Source organism: Proteus sp. G2300, assembly GCF_009915965.1.
GTDB lineage: Bacteria > Pseudomonadota > Gammaproteobacteria > Enterobacterales > Enterobacteriaceae > Proteus > Proteus vulgaris.
In genome coordinates this window covers 81,122-98,218 of the sequence record NZ_JAABNK010000024.1, presented here as the reverse complement: position 1 = coordinate 98,218, position 17,097 = coordinate 81,122, and the positions used below count along the sequence as shown (strand labels likewise).

General features: G+C 34.7%; 14 protein-coding genes and 4 tRNA genes. 10 read left to right on the top strand and 8 right to left on the bottom strand.

Features of this window, described 5'->3' with window-relative positions:
• Positions 1-20 precede the first annotated feature (20 nt).
• The 6 genes from GWI97_RS18490 to GWI97_RS14895 all read right to left on the bottom strand — a co-directional run bounded on the left by GWI97_RS18490 (position 21) and on the right by GWI97_RS14895 (position 3,475).
• Positions 21-623 carry a response regulator transcription factor gene (locus GWI97_RS18490; protein ID WP_087802133.1) on the bottom strand — a complete coding sequence of 201 codons (603 nt, stop codon included), beginning with the start codon at positions 621-623 and terminating at the stop codon, positions 21-23.
• 284 nt (positions 624-907) lie between these two features.
• Positions 908-1,162 carry a biofilm formation regulator BssS gene (gene bssS, locus GWI97_RS14915; protein ID WP_036935693.1) on the bottom strand — a complete coding sequence of 85 codons (255 nt, stop codon included), beginning with the start codon at positions 1,160-1,162 and terminating at the stop codon, positions 908-910.
• 211 nt (positions 1,163-1,373) lie between these two features.
• A complete protein-coding gene (gene pyrC, locus GWI97_RS14910) occupies positions 1,374-2,426 on the bottom strand; it encodes a dihydroorotase (RefSeq protein WP_161752126.1) in 1,053 nt (350 codons plus the stop codon).
• Positions 2,427-2,625: 199 nt separating this feature from the next.
• Positions 2,626-2,701, bottom strand: a tRNA-Asn gene (locus GWI97_RS14905).
• Between the two features lie 290 nt (positions 2,702-2,991).
• Positions 2,992-3,067 (bottom strand) — tRNA-Asn (locus GWI97_RS14900).
• Between the two features lie 332 nt (positions 3,068-3,399).
• Positions 3,400-3,475 (bottom strand) — tRNA-Asn (locus tag GWI97_RS14895).
• Positions 3,476-3,773: 298 nt separating this feature from the next.
• On the opposite strand from GWI97_RS14895, the gene GWI97_RS14890 reads away from it, so the two are divergent.
• Positions 3,774-4,715 carry an AraC family transcriptional regulator gene (locus GWI97_RS14890; protein WP_087802134.1) on the top strand — a complete coding sequence of 314 codons (942 nt, stop codon included), beginning with the start codon at positions 3,774-3,776 and terminating at the stop codon, positions 4,713-4,715.
• A gap of 89 nt (positions 4,716-4,804) precedes the next feature.
• On the top strand, positions 4,805-5,398 hold the full coding sequence (locus GWI97_RS14885) for an NAD(P)H-dependent oxidoreductase (protein ID WP_036935696.1): 594 nt from the start codon (positions 4,805-4,807) through the stop codon (positions 5,396-5,398).
• Between the two features lie 62 nt (positions 5,399-5,460).
• On the opposite strand, the gene GWI97_RS14880 is transcribed toward GWI97_RS14885, so the two are convergent.
• Together GWI97_RS14880 and GWI97_RS14875 are read right to left on the bottom strand one after the other, a co-directional pair.
• Positions 5,461-5,536: transfer RNA gene (locus tag GWI97_RS14880), tRNA-Asn, on the bottom strand.
• Between the two features lie 157 nt (positions 5,537-5,693).
• A complete protein-coding gene (locus GWI97_RS14875; RefSeq protein WP_036935698.1) occupies positions 5,694-6,200 on the bottom strand; it encodes a YlaC family protein in 507 nt (168 codons plus the stop codon).
• Between the two features lie 455 nt (positions 6,201-6,655).
• Between GWI97_RS14875 and cspE the strand changes: the two genes are divergently transcribed.
• From cspE to cheA, 8 genes are all read left to right on the top strand, one after another.
• Entirely contained in the window at positions 6,656-6,868 is a 213-nt protein-coding gene (gene cspE / locus GWI97_RS14870) for a transcription antiterminator/RNA stability regulator CspE (protein ID WP_004243573.1), read from the top strand.
• 110 nt (positions 6,869-6,978) lie between these two features.
• Positions 6,979-7,173 (top strand): protein DsrB, encoded by a 195-nt coding sequence (gene dsrB / locus GWI97_RS14865; protein WP_036935700.1) that lies wholly within the window; start codon positions 6,979-6,981, stop codon positions 7,171-7,173.
• Between the two features lie 401 nt (positions 7,174-7,574).
• Positions 7,575-8,273: an MgtC family protein gene (locus GWI97_RS14860; RefSeq protein ID WP_036935702.1), complete on the top strand. Its 699-nt coding sequence runs from the start codon at positions 7,575-7,577 to the stop codon at positions 8,271-8,273.
• Positions 8,274-11,869: 3,596 nt separating this feature from the next.
• Positions 11,870-12,220, top strand: a complete 351-nt coding sequence (gene flhD, locus GWI97_RS14855; protein ID WP_036935704.1) for a flagellar transcriptional regulator FlhD — start codon at positions 11,870-11,872, stop codon at positions 12,218-12,220.
• Between the two features lie 2 nt (positions 12,221-12,222).
• A complete protein-coding gene (gene flhC, locus GWI97_RS14850) occupies positions 12,223-12,804 on the top strand; it encodes a flagellar transcriptional regulator FlhC (RefSeq protein WP_006533207.1) in 582 nt (193 codons plus the stop codon).
• A 134-nt stretch (positions 12,805-12,938) separates the two neighbouring features.
• A complete protein-coding gene (motA, locus tag GWI97_RS14845) occupies positions 12,939-13,832 on the top strand; it encodes a flagellar motor stator protein MotA (RefSeq protein WP_036935706.1) in 894 nt (297 codons plus the stop codon).
• A 2-nt stretch (positions 13,833-13,834) separates the two neighbouring features.
• Positions 13,835-14,881, top strand: a complete 1,047-nt coding sequence (gene motB, locus GWI97_RS14840; protein ID WP_036935708.1) for a flagellar motor protein MotB — start codon at positions 13,835-13,837, stop codon at positions 14,879-14,881.
• Positions 14,882-14,916: 35 nt separating this feature from the next.
• The gene (gene cheA, locus GWI97_RS14835; protein WP_103004591.1) at positions 14,917-17,079 is read left to right on the top strand and encodes a chemotaxis protein CheA; all 2,163 of its coding nucleotides are present in this window, start codon (positions 14,917-14,919) and stop codon (positions 17,077-17,079) included.
• Positions 17,080-17,097 lie beyond the last annotated feature (18 nt).

Below are 17,097 nucleotides of genomic sequence, written 5' to 3'. Positions count from 1 at the left end.
TATAATGTAAAGATATTAGACTACTTTTCATATATGTATTTTAAAATGTTATATATGAAAAATAATTCAATTCTATTTTTTACGTTAATTTTTTCAGTAATATGCCTTTTATGTGAATATACTGTACTGCTACTGATACATAGTTTTTTAGCTATTTGGTGGTTTGGTAATTCATTCATCCAGTAATTAATGATTTTTTGCTCTTGTGTACTGAAAATAGAACACAAAGAGTGTTTATAGGTTGGAAAAAAAACTTGGCATCGCGAGGTAAATAAAGCGGTTTTTTCTAGCACCCACGGAAGTATTCTCTTTGGGAGAATAAAACAGTTATTTGTCAATGCGATAGGCCTTTCTTTATCGGGGTAGTTCGCATCAAGATAAAGATAAAGTCGGCAATTTTTTGTTGAAATGAAAAATAATTGTAAATGTTGGCAGTGTGCTATTTCTCGGCAATATCGGGTAAGGTCAATGAATATAATATCAGGCATAGAATGATTAATATAATTATTTGCTTCTTGTATAGATGATATATCAATAATTTCATGTCTTATATTTCTTTTGGCAAAATAATGTTTTATACCATTACGAGTAAAGAAACACTCATCAATAATTAATACTTTCACAAATAACTTCCTTGTTTGCCATTATTTTATTAATTTATTAAGTTAAAGATAACTTGATTATGTGTCAATTCGGCTTATATATTGTTTTTTTTAAGATATATCGAATAAAATCATCATTATTGCTCTTGTATTAAATAATGTTTTACTTATTAATATAATTAATTATTTTTCATGATATGAGTTTGGCAAATGGATAAAATTAAAATATTGTATGGAGTTATAAAAGAGAACAGGAGTACATTGTACTCCTGCTTTGCGTTCGCTATCTTTTGTCGATCTTTTTATTAATGCTTGGTGTTGTCTGAAACAAGATCTTCAGATGATTCAATTTTATCAATACCAGCTTGAAGAATATGAATCAGCTGTTTAGCTATATCTGTTGTTAGCCAAAGTGTTTTATCTACAACGGCGTTTTCAGGATGATGCTCATTTTCAGGAAGATAATGTAAACGCAGCATCATAGCATCGTAGATATCAACAGTACTGATGTCCCAGCCTACAACAGGGTGTGTCTGAATAACTTCATTTTTTCTACTCATAATACCTCCTAATCATACAACCGGTTTTGACTAAGAGAGAAGTTCCCACACAATGTGGTTACTTTTCAGTATACGAGATTTATCGTGATTAAAAAGATAAATTTTTGTTGTAACAAAAAAATGTGTACTAGCTCTGATAAAAGAGTAATGCACCATTAACAGTCGAACAAGTGTTATATGGTGCATTTTAGATAAAAATCAAGGGGCGAGATTAATCAACAGTAATATCCCAGTGAATATCTTCATTGGCTAAGAACGGGATAAGCGCTTCATTGCCACAAAGAATTTGAGCCGGTGCTTCAACCGTTTTTTCTGTTAGTGTAATAGTACCTTCATTTATAGGTAATCCATAAAAACGTGGCCCATTGAGTGAACAGAATGCTTCAAAGTGCGCTAATGCATTAAGTTCTTTAAAAACAGTTGCATAGGCTGCTAATGCTGTAGGGGCGTTAAATACACCCGCGCAACCACAAGAGGACTCTTTTCGATGTTGTAAATGTGGTGCAGAGTCTGTCCCTAAGAAAAAGCGAGAATTGCCTGATGTGACAGCTTGTCTTAAGGCATCTTGATGAACATTACGCTTAAGAATGGGGAGGCAATAGAGGTGAGGTTTAACACCTCCGACTAACATATGATTGCGGTTAAACATCAAATGTTGTGGAGTAATGGTGGCACCGAGAAATTCATTTCCTTCTAACACATACTGAGCGGCTTCTTTGGTTGTGATATGTTCAAAAACTATTTTTAGCTCAGGAAATTGTTTGCGTACAGGAGACATAACGCCATCAATGAAACGCGCCTCTCTATCAAAAATATCAATATGTGAAGCAGTCACTTCGCCGTGAATAAGCAATGGCATGCCGATTTTTTCCATCACACTTAAGATAGGATAAATCTTTGTAATATCAGATACACCATGGCTTGAGTTTGTTGTTGCATTTGCAGGATAAAGTTTACAAGCAGTGAAAACACCTTGTAAAAAACCTTGTTCTACTTCTGAAGGCAGTGTGCTATCCGTTAAATAGCAAGTCATTAAAGGGTCGAATTTATCCCCAGCGGGGATAGCCGCTTTTATACGATCACGATAAGCGCGAGCAGCGTCAATGGTTGTAACTGGTGGGACAAGGTTTGGCATAACAATAGCTCTGCCAAAATAACGACTGGTATAAGGAACAACAGTTTTTAGCATGTCATCATCACGAAAGTGAACATGCCAATCATCAGGACGGCGAATAGTGAGGGTGATAGGTTGTGCAGTGGTCATATACCGGCTCCGTGTGTCTTAGGAAAATCGAAAGATCAAGGATTGGATTGGACTAAATAGTCAAGCCGGAAACGAATGCTAATACGAAAACGATTAAATAGCTACCATTTAATCGCATTTTTTTATTATGTATTAAAGAGTGGTGTAAGGGAAAACAGAGAATAAAATCAAATGGTTACGAGGGTGACACAAATAGAAATGGCTCCTCCAACTGGACTCGAACCAGTGACATACGGATTAACAGTCCGCCGTTCTACCAACTGAACTATGGAGGAATAACACTAAGTGGCGTGTATCATATAGCGGTCGTTTTGAGATGTCAAAGGACAATCTGCGATATTTGTTTAAGTGCGTAGATAAGCAACATTTTGTGTATTTCTAAAACAGATGCTCTAATAAAGCGGTGAGATTTTCAGCAATAAGGAATAAAAATAAAGAGACAACACATTTAATAAAAAAGTGGAGATCTTAAAAAAGACAAATTAACGAAAAAAGAGCGATGTGAATCATACAGAGTAGAGAAAGCAAAAAGCCCGCACTGTAATAGCGCGGGCTTTTCTAAATTTGGCTCCTCCAACTGGACTTGAACCAGTGACATACGGATTAACAGTCCGCCGTTCTACCGACTGAACTATGGAGGAAGCGAGTTCTCGTGAGAACGGGGAGAATAATAGCGAGAGTGATGAACTTTGTAAAGTAAAAAAAGTGAAAAAACAGTTTAAGTGGCTAAAAAATAACTAATTTATAGGCTTAAAATTAAATCAGACACTTCAAATTGAAAAATTATTTAATAAATCATATTGGGTAAAATAAAATACGTAAAAATTGGCCTTGAGATTGATGACAGAGTTATGAAAAGTTATTGATAAAACTCAGAGAAAAAGGCAAATAAAAATAAAGAGAAATACCGCAGGAGAACAAAAGACTAGAAAGCAAAAAGCCCGCACTGTAATAGTGTGGGCTTTTCTAAATTTGGCTCCTCCAACTGGACTTGAACCAGTGACATACGGATTAACAGTCCGCCGTTCTACCGACTGAACTATGGAGGAAGCGAGTTCTCGTGAGAACGAGGCGAATAATAGCTATCCTCGCTCACCTTGTAAAGTAAAAAAATGAAAAAAAACACCGTTTGCTCAAGAGTGCATCAAGTTGTTTCTTTTTTGATGAAAATGTATAAAAAATAAATAGTTATCAGGAGATATTATGCTTCAATAGGACATTTCTATTATGCGGTGTAATTCTAAAGTCGATAAGAAGCAATAAGAGGTCTTTTCAAAAGAAAGTTTTTCATACTATTTAATAATACAATGTAAGGAATGCAGAGGTTAAATAGAAGATCCAGAGATAATGAACACTACCGATTTATCAACGCCGATTTTAATTGAGTTCGATGAATTTAAAAAAACGCTCCTTTCCCATACGAAAGATAAAGAAGGAGGTTGGGATACGGCTGTTTCTGGATTAGCGCTGTGTCACTATACAACAACGACAGAATCAGAAGGGTGGATGTATGAGCCAAGTTTGGCTATTGCTGCTCAAGGTGCAAAACAAATAACAATAGGTTTAGAAACAAATTGTTATCGCCCCATGAATATGCTTTTGACATCGTCTGACATACCTACTTTTGCTAAAGTATGTGAAGCATCTAAAGAGGCACCATTTTTAGCTATCTTACTTAAATTAGATCTCTCTTTATTACCTGAGTTGTTAGCTGAGAATAAATTTGAATTATTGCAAGAAAGTAATCAACATAGAGCTCAACAAGTCGTTCCCGCCACTGCACCAATATTACAAGCAGTCACTAGACTTATTAAACTGATTGATACACCAGAAGATGTGCCTTTTATTGCTCCTTTGATCCAAAAAGAGATCCTTTATTACTTATTACGATCAAATGATGGGGCAAGGCAGCAGTTATTGGCATCGCAACATCCTCAATGTCGCCAAATTAATCATGCTCTTGATTGGGTTAAGCTGCATTATCGAAACACTATTCGTATTGAAGATTTGACCACGTTAGTAGGAATGAGTACCTCTTCATTTCATTTCCACTTTAAAAATCGAACGGGGATGACACCATTACAATATCAAAAATGGCTACGTCTTAATGAAGCCCGACGCATTATGTTAATTGAAATGGCAGACGTTTCTGAAGCTGCATTTAGAGTGGGATATGAAAGTCCATCACAATTTAGTCGTGAATATCATCGATTATTTGGCTTTGCCCCTTTAAAAGATATCCAACGATTAAAAGAATCTGACACTGAAAGGGTATCTTTGGATAATTAGGCAAGAATAATGGAGAAATGAGTTAAAGCAATAATGAGTCATTGAGTTACAGTCAAGCTATTAGATATCTGTATATAAAGGAGTTTGACGTGGCTAATGTATTTATTATTAATGCCTCAAAAGAATTTGATGGCTCTGAAGGAAAACTCAACGATTATTTAACGCAAGTTGCTACCACTTTGCTGTCTTCACATCAGATAAATGTGCAATCAACTCGTATTGATGATGGCTACGATAATGATGACGAAGTTGATAAATATTTATGGGCTGACGTTATTATCTATCAAATGCCAGCTTGGTGGATGGAAGGGCCTTGGATCTTAAAAAAATATATTGATGATGTCTTTAGTGCAGGCCACGGAAAATTATTCATAGATGATGGTCGTACACGAAAAGATCCTTCAAAAAAATATGGCTCGGGTGGGTTGCTACAAGGTAAAAAATATTTACTCTCCGTGACTTGGAATGCACCCTTTGAATCTTTTGAAGAACAAGAACAGTTCTTTGATGGGAAGGGGATTGATGCCGTGTATTTTCCATTCCATAAGGCAAATCAGTTTTTAGGGATGGAGGGATTAAAAACCTTCGGAATGTTTGATGTAGTGAAACAACCTCAAATTGAAAAAGATATTGGGGCATATAAAAAACACTTAGAACAAGAAATTGTGGTTTTGCATCGCTAATTTTAATAGGGAAATATAATAGCAAAAAGCCCGCACTGTAATAGCGCGGGCTTTTCTAAATTTGGCTCCTCCAACTGGACTCGAACCAGTGACATACGGATTAACAGTCCGCCGTTCTACCGACTGAACTATGGAGGAAACGTGTTCTTCTTGAGAACGAGGCGCATAATAACGATGATATATCAGAGTGTCAACGCTAAAAGTGGATTTAATCTCTATTTGGTTGGTTTATCGACAAAGTGGTTAAATAATAGAAGTTATTCTCCGTGTTTTTGTCATCAACACGGAGAATGAATCAGGCTTGGGGGGATAATTGTGACGCTGAAATCGATTGTTGGACAGGATCGAACGCCATTAAATACACATCATAAAAATGTATTTCTTGTTTTTTGCTAATAATCTCACGAATGTCTTCTTTTATTTGTGGTGAGATTGCGGGGTGTTGCTGAATTTCATTTACTGCTTCATCAGAAAGTTTTTCGAAGGTATACCATTCACCGTTATAGCAAACTCTTAAATCAAGTACGCCAATATCTTCAAATTTATAGATAGGTTTAATATCAAATAGCAATACACCAGCCATAACAAGGAACATTACAGTGAAAAGAACCAGTGAAATAATGCCAAAATAAGGAGAGTAGATGAGTAATGCTGCAAGCAATATATAAGAAAGAACCATGCTGATGCATAACCAGATATGGTTTTTTAAAAATTGACTATTAAAATGTGGTTTTCCGTCTCTTTTTTCCGCTTTATTGATCCGGTCTAAATCACGCTCTAAGATTTCTTTTAATACATTCATTGTAAACACCTTAAGAGATGAATGTTGCAAACTTGTTTCTTGTTACTAGATTATCACGGAGACGAGATAAGCAGGTAGAACAGTTTTTTTAAATTCGGGCATTAACTGTTATTGTGATGCCATTAAGACTATTCTTAGTTGCTGTTAATAATAGAGATAAAATATCAAATAAATTTTATACACAGTGATGAAAATAGAGGAAGAATTGTATTTTTAATGTGCAATTCGCATTTTTTTAATCTTTAGATGCATAAAACTATTGCTATTAAACTTGTCTCATGCGTTAATGAGTAAGGCCTCAATACAGACCTGATTTATGATTGACATTCTAAGTTAATGAGTTTTAAACAGCATCGCTTTTTGACCGTTTTCTTCATGTGTGCCCATAAGTTATAGGTAGTTCAGGCCAGTAGATGCCGAGAAGGCAACGTTTTATTGATATATAGGAAAGTCACATGTCTGACAAAATGAAAGGTCAAGTTAAGTGGTTCAACGAGTCTAAAGGCTTTGGTTTTATTACTCCAGCAGACGGAAGCAAAGACGTATTCGTTCACTTTTCTGCCATTCAAGGTAACGGTTTCAAAACTCTGGCTGAAGGTCAGAACGTAGAATTCACAATTGAAAACGGTGCAAAAGGTCCAGCAGCAGCTAACGTAACAGCTCTGTAATTTAAAGCCTTTTAAAAATTTTCTTCAAGCCTGTCACCTTATGGTGGCAGGCTTTTTCTTTATGGGTAAAATAAATAAAAAGAGAATGATAATATTTATCAGGAGAAAAGATGCAGATTAATGATAGGGTTGTTGTGAAGACGGATGGTATTGATGATCGTGAAGGGATCATCCTGCTTATTGAAGAATTTCATGAAGGTATTATGTATTTAGTATCACTTCCCGAGTATCCAAAAGGAATTTGGTTTTTTAATGAAAAAGAGGGCGGAGAAGGTACATTTGTTAGACCAATACAACAAAAGTGATTTGTGTTTAGGTTCGGTTCATTTACATTTTTAAACTGGCTACTTATACTTTTGCTAAATTTTAGTGAGGAGAAGTCATTTTGGATACGCAAAGTTGTCGGTTAACAACAAATCAGTTAACTCAAAATAAATTTATTCCAATCAGTAGGTAGGCTGCTTTTCTTCAGTAAAACTGCTTACCACTTTTGGTGGGCAGTGCATCGTAATATTCCTTTCTTATATATTTCTGTTTTGCACTCACCCAAAAACCCTTTATGTAACTAACAAAAAAGGTATAGGTATGTGCTACATTTTTTTCTCCTTATTTCCTCCTCCTAGGTCGATACGTTAATTTCAATACTCTGAACTTTTAGAAAGTATTTTTCAGATTTATTTTTAATCATCATGTAGAGGAAATAAACATGACGATGACACCTTATATTTTAAATTTGGTAATTGCCATGTGTCTTGGTGCATTGATTGGTGCCGAACGTCAGTGGCGACAGAGGATGGCTGGTTTAAGGACGAATGCATTAGTTGCCACTGGAGCCGCTGTTTTTATCTTAAGTTCAATCGAGACTTCACCGGATAGTCCTGGCCGAATAGCCGCTCAAGTGGTTTCGGGGATAGGGTTTCTTGGCGCAGGTGTAATTATGCGAGAAGGAATGAATATTCGAGGACTGAATACAGCGGCAACACTTTGGTGTTCAGCAGGAATTGGCGTGTTGTGTGGTTTAGGGCTGTATCAATTGGCGACGATAGCAACACTTCTTATTCTTTGTGCCAATATTTTATTACGAGAAGCCGCTCAGCGCATTAATGCTCAACCACAATCTCAAGCAATAGATATTGAGCAACGTTACTCTATTCGAATTATTTGTGATGCTGAAGATGAGGTTTTAGTCAGAACTCTTATTTTGCAAGCAATAAATGGTTTACATGTTCGATTACAATCTTTGAGTAGTGCTGATACATTAATGCCTAGCCAATTAGAAGTTTGTGCTGAGTTGCTTGCAACGCCTATTGAACAAAAAGAGATAGAAGCCATTGTCTGCCGAGTTAGTTTAGAGAAAAGTGTAAGTGCTATCAATTGGAAAATTGCATCTGAGCACCCAGCCTAACTAACAATAGTTTGAATTAAATACACTTCTTAAGATTACTCTCTATATTCTATATAGGGAGTTTTTTTATCATTGTCATACTGGAGAGATATTAAATACCCAAAATTAGCTTAAAAAGAATATGAATATTAAAGAAAGTTATAAGCGATATAGTCTTATCGTTTGTGAGCAAATAAACGTAGTGGCTGATTTTAAAACTCAGTGTCTCATTGCTGATAGTGAGATCTGCATCATATATTAAGTATTATTACTAACATATAGAAATAAAGTATTTTGTTATCGTAATTATTATTTTTGTAACTATTACTTTATGGAATAAAAATAGGGATTTTATTCATAGTGAACCAATTAAAAATACACAAGAAAGGCGGAATTGATTTTCGTTTTATTTTAAACAACCATTTTTACGTAATTTGATTAATATGCAATTATTTGTATTGTGGTTAACCCGTATATTGTGAGCTCAGAGTGGAAATGACTGAATAGAGTTTAAGCATATTTGATATGGTTTCTCTTTTTTATTCATTATTGCTTTCAGATTGTTTTGACTTACTGCTGTTTATTTTGAATAAACGATGAACATTAAAATCAAGTGAGCATTGGCCATGAGGCGTTTACTTATAAAATGAGGTGCTTAGGTGTATTGTAGGGCAAAAAGTCGTTATTAAGGGGCTTAGTGTAGTATAGAATTTTGTGGCATAAAGCGTGTTTTCTATTGATTATAATAGCATTTTTTTTAATATCTAAATTATACTCTCAAATTATTTCAATGTATTTGGTGAAATATATATCAATATTTTTCATCTGGTTTCGTTTAAGTGTTAATTTTTGAGTAATATTTTTAATTTAACCAAATGAGTGCCCAGAAAAAGAGAAGCAAGTGTAGTGAAATAGCAAGTTTAGTCCGCTACAGTAAAGCTGATGAATGGTTGACGAATGTTGTTTGTCATTGTTCATCCGTGATGTGCAAAAAAATTGAAAAAATGTAATATTTTTTGTAAAAATCATGTAGAAAAAATGATACTAATAAGTAATCTTACAATGAGAATAGAAAAATCATACCAAGCATTTCTTTGTATAAAATAATAATTTCATGATTATATTATTTATAACTTTGTCAAGGATGTAAATCTGACTTATTACAGAAAGAGAATTATCTTAGTATGAAATAGGTATGCCATTACCATTTATCCTGAAAATAAATATAAAGGATAATTGTGATATTGACCTTTTTTGATTAACTTAAAAAGATAAAAACAAGCTCATACAACCATTAATTAAAAAAGTATACCATCAGAAAAAGACGACAAACATTTCACGATAGCTAGCTCAAAAAAGAGAGCGCTCATTTCAATAGAACTGAAAGCAATACACAAAGTATTTGTATTCACGCCATGAATAGTCTCAATTATTCTCGACTTAAAAAATACAGTTACAATATTTTTCCGATCCTTCTTTTTAGAAAAAACAGAACACTTTGGAAACGTAAAGTATGAAACCCAGTTATTGCTTTTTAAGCATAATCTAATAAATGAGATATAGATCTAAATTGCTTAGATATATCAATATTTTTATTACTCTTTTATGGAGAGGAAATGTCTTTTTAAGCTCAGAATGACTCAAAAAAAGGGTAATAATACGGACTAAATCAGTGATAAGAAGAGAGGAATATTTAGATATGTATTTTTTAGTTATCTAAATAAAAATATAACGATATTTAAATCTTTGTCTGTGGCCCATCCCGTCAATATCAACTTTTGTTAAGCAATGGTGTTACTAAAAGTCAGCATCTTGGGTTCTGTAATACTTTGAGACTTGTGTTAACTAGGTTGAAATGAAGTAACTGAATATTGAAGGGGAAGAAAAGTGAAACAATGCTCATGATTTGTAGCTGTAAAACAAATCACGATAAAAATTAGTTTCGTTGATAAAAAGTAACATATGATATTTTATGGTTTGTGTTGATGCTAATAGAGTAATCAATAAGATGTTATTTTGATCATATTTATTTTTCTTTGTTTACATTAAGGTAGTGAGAGTATACAAGTGTTAAGTGTTGCTCAGGGTGTTAGTCTGCTCGGAAGCTTTTGGTGTTCAATAGCAATCAAAAGTAGAAAAAACAGAATTTATATTCAATCTTGTTTTTTTATGAATTAATTACTTTATATTGAGGGATCTCTAAATTTTTTTTTAGAAAATTGAAATTAATATTTCAATTTTAGCCTATTATTTTATAGTAAATGAAGTTGGTTTTATACTTTAAAAATTTAAAATTAACTCGATTTTTTTATTTGTTTCATTAAAGATAATATCTATAATTAATTTAAATGTATTTTATCAATATGGATAATTATTTTTTATTTCTTCATTTTTTAACTGTTCTTTTTTATTTTTTATTAAATGAGGCTAAATTTTATAAATTAATTCTTTGTTTTTTATATTTTACTTAAGCTAAATGTTGTATTATGTTTATATTCTGAATGATTATTAATAGTGAGTTTAAAGTTATTGGTTATTAATTTTATTTTTTCTTTTATTTATCTTTAATATTAAAAAATAAATTAATACAAATATTTACTGTTCATAAAATGGACTATAATTCATAAATAAAACTTATTTATATGAGTATATTATTTAGTGGTGATTAATTTACAGTCAATAAAACTCCTATTAAGAGTTCTGTAATTTAAGTGTTAAAAGCACATCCTAAATCATAAGTATATTTTTATTATTACGAAAGAAACTTTAATGCTGTTGAAAAAAATATTCAATAATTTAAGGGAGAAGATGCATAACTCAGAATTTAATTTTAGATGACTTATCTTTATGATACATAAGTGAGTGTTTGTATCATTATGATTTTAAAGAAAAAAATTATTCTTTAAATCATGATAAAAAAAGTAATAACTATAAATAATTATAATAGTCTATTTATTGAACAAATTGTAAATAAAAAGTGATCATTTCTGAGGTTTTAAGTAAATGATGAAAAAAATAATATCTATAGAAATATTTATTAAACAGAAAGGGATTGTTTAGATAAAGATGAGGAGTAGATATAGCAATATATGTTACTGTGATCAAAAAAATCTTCAATTTTAGATTTGTCAATTTTTTATGCTGTATTTTTAGGTTTATAAGTTTAATAGATCGTATAAAATAAAAAATTATCATTAATATTTTAATTTGGGTAGATTAGCTTATTAATTTACACCAAGTTTTATTACTTTTATCACTTGAATAGTTAATGAACTAATTCCATAATAATGATTATCTTTTTGTGATGTGACTCACATAGTATTTAAATTAGACTACTTTATCCGTTGAATAACTTAATAGTTAAGGAGTAAAGTTGTTGCGTTAGGATTATTCTTAACGAACTATATTGGCGAGCATTTAAAGTTTACTTTTAATTTAAATGTTTTTTTCGCTACTTTTGAAAATGACCGTATCAAAGTAATACAAGGTAGTGTTACTACGCGTCATGTTCATAAAATGGGGCCTGGAGATTTAATATTACATTTATATTAATTTCCTCGGGATCTTTCATTAGGAAGATCCTCTTTGTTCAATATAATCGGACGGGATGTAAAGAGATGAGTACGGTTGAATTGCTTAAGCATATTTATGACATAAATTTATCGTATTTGCTTTTGGCGCAAAGGTTAATTAACCAAGAAAAGGCTTCAGCAATGTTTAGGCTTGGTATTAGTGATTCCATGGCTGATGCTCTTGCAGAGCTTACATTGCCTCAATTGGTTAAGTTGGCTGAAACAAACCAACTAATCTGTAATTTCCGGTTTGAAGACAGCGAAACAATAGAACAACTCACTAAAGAATCTAGAGTGGATGATTTGCAACAGATCCATACAGGTATTCTTCTTTCTTCAAACTTGTTTCGTCAGTTAGCGGAACAAGATACATCTGCAACAAAGAAACGGGCATAACAATGAGTGAGAAAAGTATCGTTCGAGAAGCGAAAGATATTCGCTTAGCAATGGAATTAATCACCTTGGGTGCCCGCTTACAAATGCTTGAAAGTGAAACTCAATTAAGTCGGGGGCGTTTAATTAAATTATACAAAGAATTAAGAGGGAGCCCCCCTCCAAAAGGAATGTTACCTTTTTCAACGGATTGGTTTATGACATGGGAACAAAATATCCATTCCTCAATGTTCTATAACGCTTACCGTTTTTTATTGAAAAATGGGGGTTGTGTAGGGGTTGAGGCAGTTGTTAAAGCTTATCGTTTATACCTAGAACAATGTCCACCTGTTAAAGATCAAGAACCCATTTTAGCACTAACAAGAGCATGGACATTAGTACGCTTTGTTGAAAGTGGTATGTTACAACTTTCAGTTTGTACCAAATGTAATGGTTCATTTATTACACACGCACACCAACCTGCTAGCAATTATGTTTGCAGTCTTTGCCAGCCTCCTTCTCGCGCAATAAAAAAACGTAAACTTTCCGCCAATCCTGCCGATATTAACTTACAACTGTTGGATGGTCTTGAACAGTTTGCAATGTGATTCGAGATTGAAAGTTAAATATCAGGTTATAGAGCTTAGTTATCTATAACCTGAGCCGTTTCCTCTCCCCCTCCTATCTCTTGCTGCTATGTTCGCCATTCTCTCTATAACGAAATTAGCTAAAGGGATATCGCGTGTTAGTACTCTTAGGATATATCGTGGTTATGAGCGCCGTCATCGGGGGATATCTTCTCGTCGGTGGTAGTTTAGGCGCCTTGTACCAGCCAGCCGAATTTATAATCATTTTTGGTGCCGGTATCGGTGCTTTTATTGTGGGTAATAATGGTAGAGCAATTGTATCAACAATGAAGATCCTACCGAAATTACTTCGTAGTACAAATTACAATAAAGCGATGTACATGGATTTGATGGCTCTCATGTTTCGTTTATTGTCAAAAGCACGTCAAAACGGAATGTTGGCATTAGAGAGAGATATCGAAAATCCACAGCAAAGTGATATTTTTTCCCAGTATCCTCGCATTATGAAAGATGTCTATATGCTCAGTTTTATTACGGATTATATGCGTCTCATGGTGACTGGGAATATGAATCCTTATGAAATTGAATCTTTGATGGATGAAGAGATTGCGACTTTTGAGGAAGAGAGTGAAGTTCCCGCTACAGGGTTATCTGCCATGGGTGATTCTTTACCCGCGTTTGGTATTGTAGCTGCTGTGATGGGCGTTGTTAATGCGTTAGGTGCGGCGGATAGACCTGCTGGTGAAATGGGGGTTCTCATTGGACACGCAATGGTCGGAACTTTTTTAGGTATTTTATTAGCGTATGGTTTTATTTCACCATTAGCTTCCCGACTCAGACAACGCTCTAGTCAACAAATGAAAATGATGGAGTGTATCAAAACAACACTGTTATCTAGCATGAATGGATATGCGCCACAGATAGCGGTTGAATTTGGACGTAAAACCCTCTTTCTGGCAGACAGACCTTCTTTTATTGAATTGGAAGAACATGTACGTCAGGTACGGACACCGATGCAGGCAAATCCTGATGCAATGAAAGAAGAGTAATTATGAAGAGTAATTCACAAATCATTCGAGTTAAAAAGCGAGGGAGAAAGCAACATTACGCTCACGGTGGTGCATGGAAGATAGCTTATGCTGACTTTATGACTGCAATGATGGCTTTCTTTCTGGTGATGTGGTTACTTTCAATCTCTAGCCCACAAGAATTAACTCGTGTAGCAGAATATTTCCGTACGCCGTTAAAAGTCGCAATTGAAAAAGGGCGATTTAGTGGAGATGCAACAAATCCTATTCCCGGAGGAGGACGTGATCCTGTCTATAATGAAGGGGATATTTTGCCAAAAGGCGAGGAAGATAAACAGCTTAATGAAAAGCAACAATTCCGCCGTTTAAAAGATAATTTAGAACAAGTCATTTTAAATGATCCTAGATTAAAAGATCTGAAGCCTCATTTATTAATCGACATGATGGATGAGGGTTTACGAATTCAAATTATCGATAAAGCAAATCGACCTATGTTTAGAGTCGGTAGTGCCACCGTTGAACCTTATATGAAGGATATTTTAACGGCTATTGCACCTATTTTAAACGATACACCATACAAAATTAGTTTATCGGGTCATACCGATGATATTCCTTATGCAAGTGGTGCTTTTAAATATAGTAACTGGGAATTGTCTACAGATCGTGCTAATGCCTCTCGCCGTGAGTTAATTGGTGCAGGATTAAGGGAATGGAAAGTACTTCGTGTCGTAGGTATGGCATCAACGGTTCATCTCGTTAAAGAAGATGGTTTTGCAGCGGCTAACCGACGGATCAGTATTCTAGTCTTAACGAAGCAAGCAGAACAAAAAATTGTACAAGAAAATGAGCGGGTTGCACCGACAGTAACTGAGGCTATTGAAATAGAGCCTCTACTTTCAGGGCAAGAAACCCCACAAGAAAAAGCAGGAAATACACAGACGGGTTCGTCTGTGTCTTCTGCATCTGAGCTTCCCGAATCAAAAAAGGAAAATGTTGAAACAGGAGTTTCTGGGGAAAGTTTGCCATCACAATCGACAAATATTACTACAAAACAGGGAACAGCCCCCTAATTTGTTAGTAATCGCGTAAAGGTGAATGAGTAACGATGGATATTACTGAGTTTTATCAAACATTTTTTGATGAAGCAGATGAGTTGTTAGCTGATATGGAACAGCATTTACTGTTACTTGATCCAGAAAATCCAGATCAGGAACAGATGAATGCGATTTTCCGTAGTGCACACTCCATAAAAGGAGGAGCTGCAACATTTGGCTTCGTTAAACTTCAACAGACCACTCATGTGCTTGAAAACTTGCTCGATAGTGCAAGACGTCATGAGATGGCGCTCACCGACGACATTATTAACCTGTTTCTGGAAGCGAAAGATATTATGCAACAGCAATTGGATGCACATAAAAACTCACAAGAACCTGATGAGGAAACATTTAACTATATTTGTGAGAAGTTGCGTCAGCTGGCTCTCGATGTAAAAGAAGAACAATCAGCTCCTAATGTTGAGGCCGTTGCTGGGCCTGAAGCTTCCGTTTCACACGTTATTGAGACTGAAACTTCTGTTCCATCATCTGATGCTGAAAATGTGCAAAATGACGCCACTGTAGAAGAGATATCGAAAATGGCGACTGATGGACATTATTACCATCACATTATTTTGTCTGATCTTAAAGAGACTGATATTGATTTAATGCTTGATGAATTAAAACATCTTGGTGATGTGAGCCAAGTTGAAAAACAACATCATGGCCTTGAAGCAATATTAAAAACAACCGCGACAGAAGAAGATATTAGTGCGGTACTCTGTTTTGTGATTGAGCCTGAACAGATCTCATTTAGACAAAATACGGCTACAGAAAAACGGATGGCACAAGAAGAGAGTAAACCCTCTATTGATGATACTCATACTGAAAGCCAAGCAGAACAATCAGCACCTACTCAATCTGTTGTCGCTGAAAATGCACCGTTATCAGAACCAGCAAAAGCACCCGTTGCGACGGTATCAACACCGACCAAAAGACCTGCTACTGCTCCAGCGCCTAAAACAGAATCAACCAGTATTCGTGTTGCCGTTGAAAAAGTTGATCAACTCATCAACTTAGTCGGTGAATTGGTTATCACACAATCTATGTTAGCTCAACATAGCGATAGTCTAGAACCGTCTATATACAGTGATTTATTAAGTTGTATTGCACAACTACAACGTAATTCACGTGATCTGCAAGAATCTGTTATGTCGATTCGTATGATGCCGATGGAATATGTATTTAGTCGATTCCCTCGAGTTGTGCGCGATTTAGCAGGTAAAATGAATAAAAAAGTTGAGCTTAATATGATTGGTAGCTCGACTGAACTTGATAAAAGTTTAATTGAAAAAATTATCGATCCGCTGACTCACTTAGTTCGAAACAGCCTTGATCATGGTATTGAAATGCCAGCAGATCGCGTTGCTGTTGGTAAGCCTGAAGCCGGGCAATTGACATTATCTGCAGAACATCAAGGTGGCAATATTTGTATTGAAGTGACTGATGATGGTGCAGGATTAAATCGTGAACGAATTTTGAAAAAAGCCATTTCTTCAGGACTTTCAGTTTCTGAGAATATGAGTAATGAAGAAGTTGCTATGCTTATTTTTGCTCCTGGATTCTCAACTGCAGAAGTCGTGACTGATGTGTCTGGACGTGGTGTGGGTATGGATGTTGTGAAACGAAATATCCAAGAAATGGGGGGACAAATTCAAATTAGTTTTGAAGTGGGTAAAGGGACTCGCATTCGTATTTTACTCCCACTCACGTTAGCTATTTTGGATGGCATGTCAGTTAAAGTACAAGATGAAGTCTTTATTTTACCATTAGGTACAGTGGTCAGCTCTTTACAACCTGAAGAGGATGATATTTATCCATTAGCGGGTGATGAGAAATTATTGCAAGTCAGAGGAGAATATTTACCTCTCATTGAATTGCATCGTACTTTTAATATTGAAGGTGCTCAAACCGATATTACTCAAGCTATTGCGGTTATCGTACAAAGTGCCGGACGTCGTTATGCTTTATTAGTGGATAAATTAGTTGGCCAGCATCAAGTTGTTGTTAAAAATATAGAAAGCAATTACCGAAAAGTACCAGGTATTTCTGCCGCAACAATTATGGGCGATGGTAGTGTGGCTTTAATTCTTGATGTACCAGAATTACAACGTTTAAGTCATACACAAATGACAAATAAGAAAAAGACTACAACTGCAAGCGCAGTCATTTAATAGTGAGGATAAAATAAG

Coding starts and splice junctions, on each gene's coding strand:
- bssS (WP_036935693.1), bottom strand. CDS start 1,162: ATGAGTAGAAAAAATGAAGTTATTCAGACACACCCTGTTGTAGGCTGG.
- pyrC (WP_161752126.1), bottom strand. CDS start 2,426: ATGACCACTGCACAACCTATCACCCTCACTATTCGCCGTCCTGATGAT.
- GWI97_RS14890 (WP_087802134.1), top strand. CDS start 3,774: ATGAACACTACCGATTTATCAACGCCGATTTTAATTGAGTTCGATGAA.
- GWI97_RS14875 (WP_036935698.1), bottom strand. CDS start 6,200: ATGAATGTATTAAAAGAAATCTTAGAGCGTGATTTAGACCGGATCAAT.
- cspE (WP_004243573.1), top strand. CDS start 6,656: ATGTCTGACAAAATGAAAGGTCAAGTTAAGTGGTTCAACGAGTCTAAA.
- dsrB (WP_036935700.1), top strand. CDS start 6,979: ATGCAGATTAATGATAGGGTTGTTGTGAAGACGGATGGTATTGATGAT.
- GWI97_RS14860 (WP_036935702.1), top strand. CDS start 7,575: ATGACGATGACACCTTATATTTTAAATTTGGTAATTGCCATGTGTCTT.
- flhD (WP_036935704.1), top strand. CDS start 11,870: ATGAGTACGGTTGAATTGCTTAAGCATATTTATGACATAAATTTATCG.
- flhC (WP_006533207.1), top strand. CDS start 12,223: ATGAGTGAGAAAAGTATCGTTCGAGAAGCGAAAGATATTCGCTTAGCA.
- motB (WP_036935708.1), top strand. CDS start 13,835: ATGAAGAGTAATTCACAAATCATTCGAGTTAAAAAGCGAGGGAGAAAG.
- cheA (WP_103004591.1), top strand. CDS start 14,917: ATGGATATTACTGAGTTTTATCAAACATTTTTTGATGAAGCAGATGAG.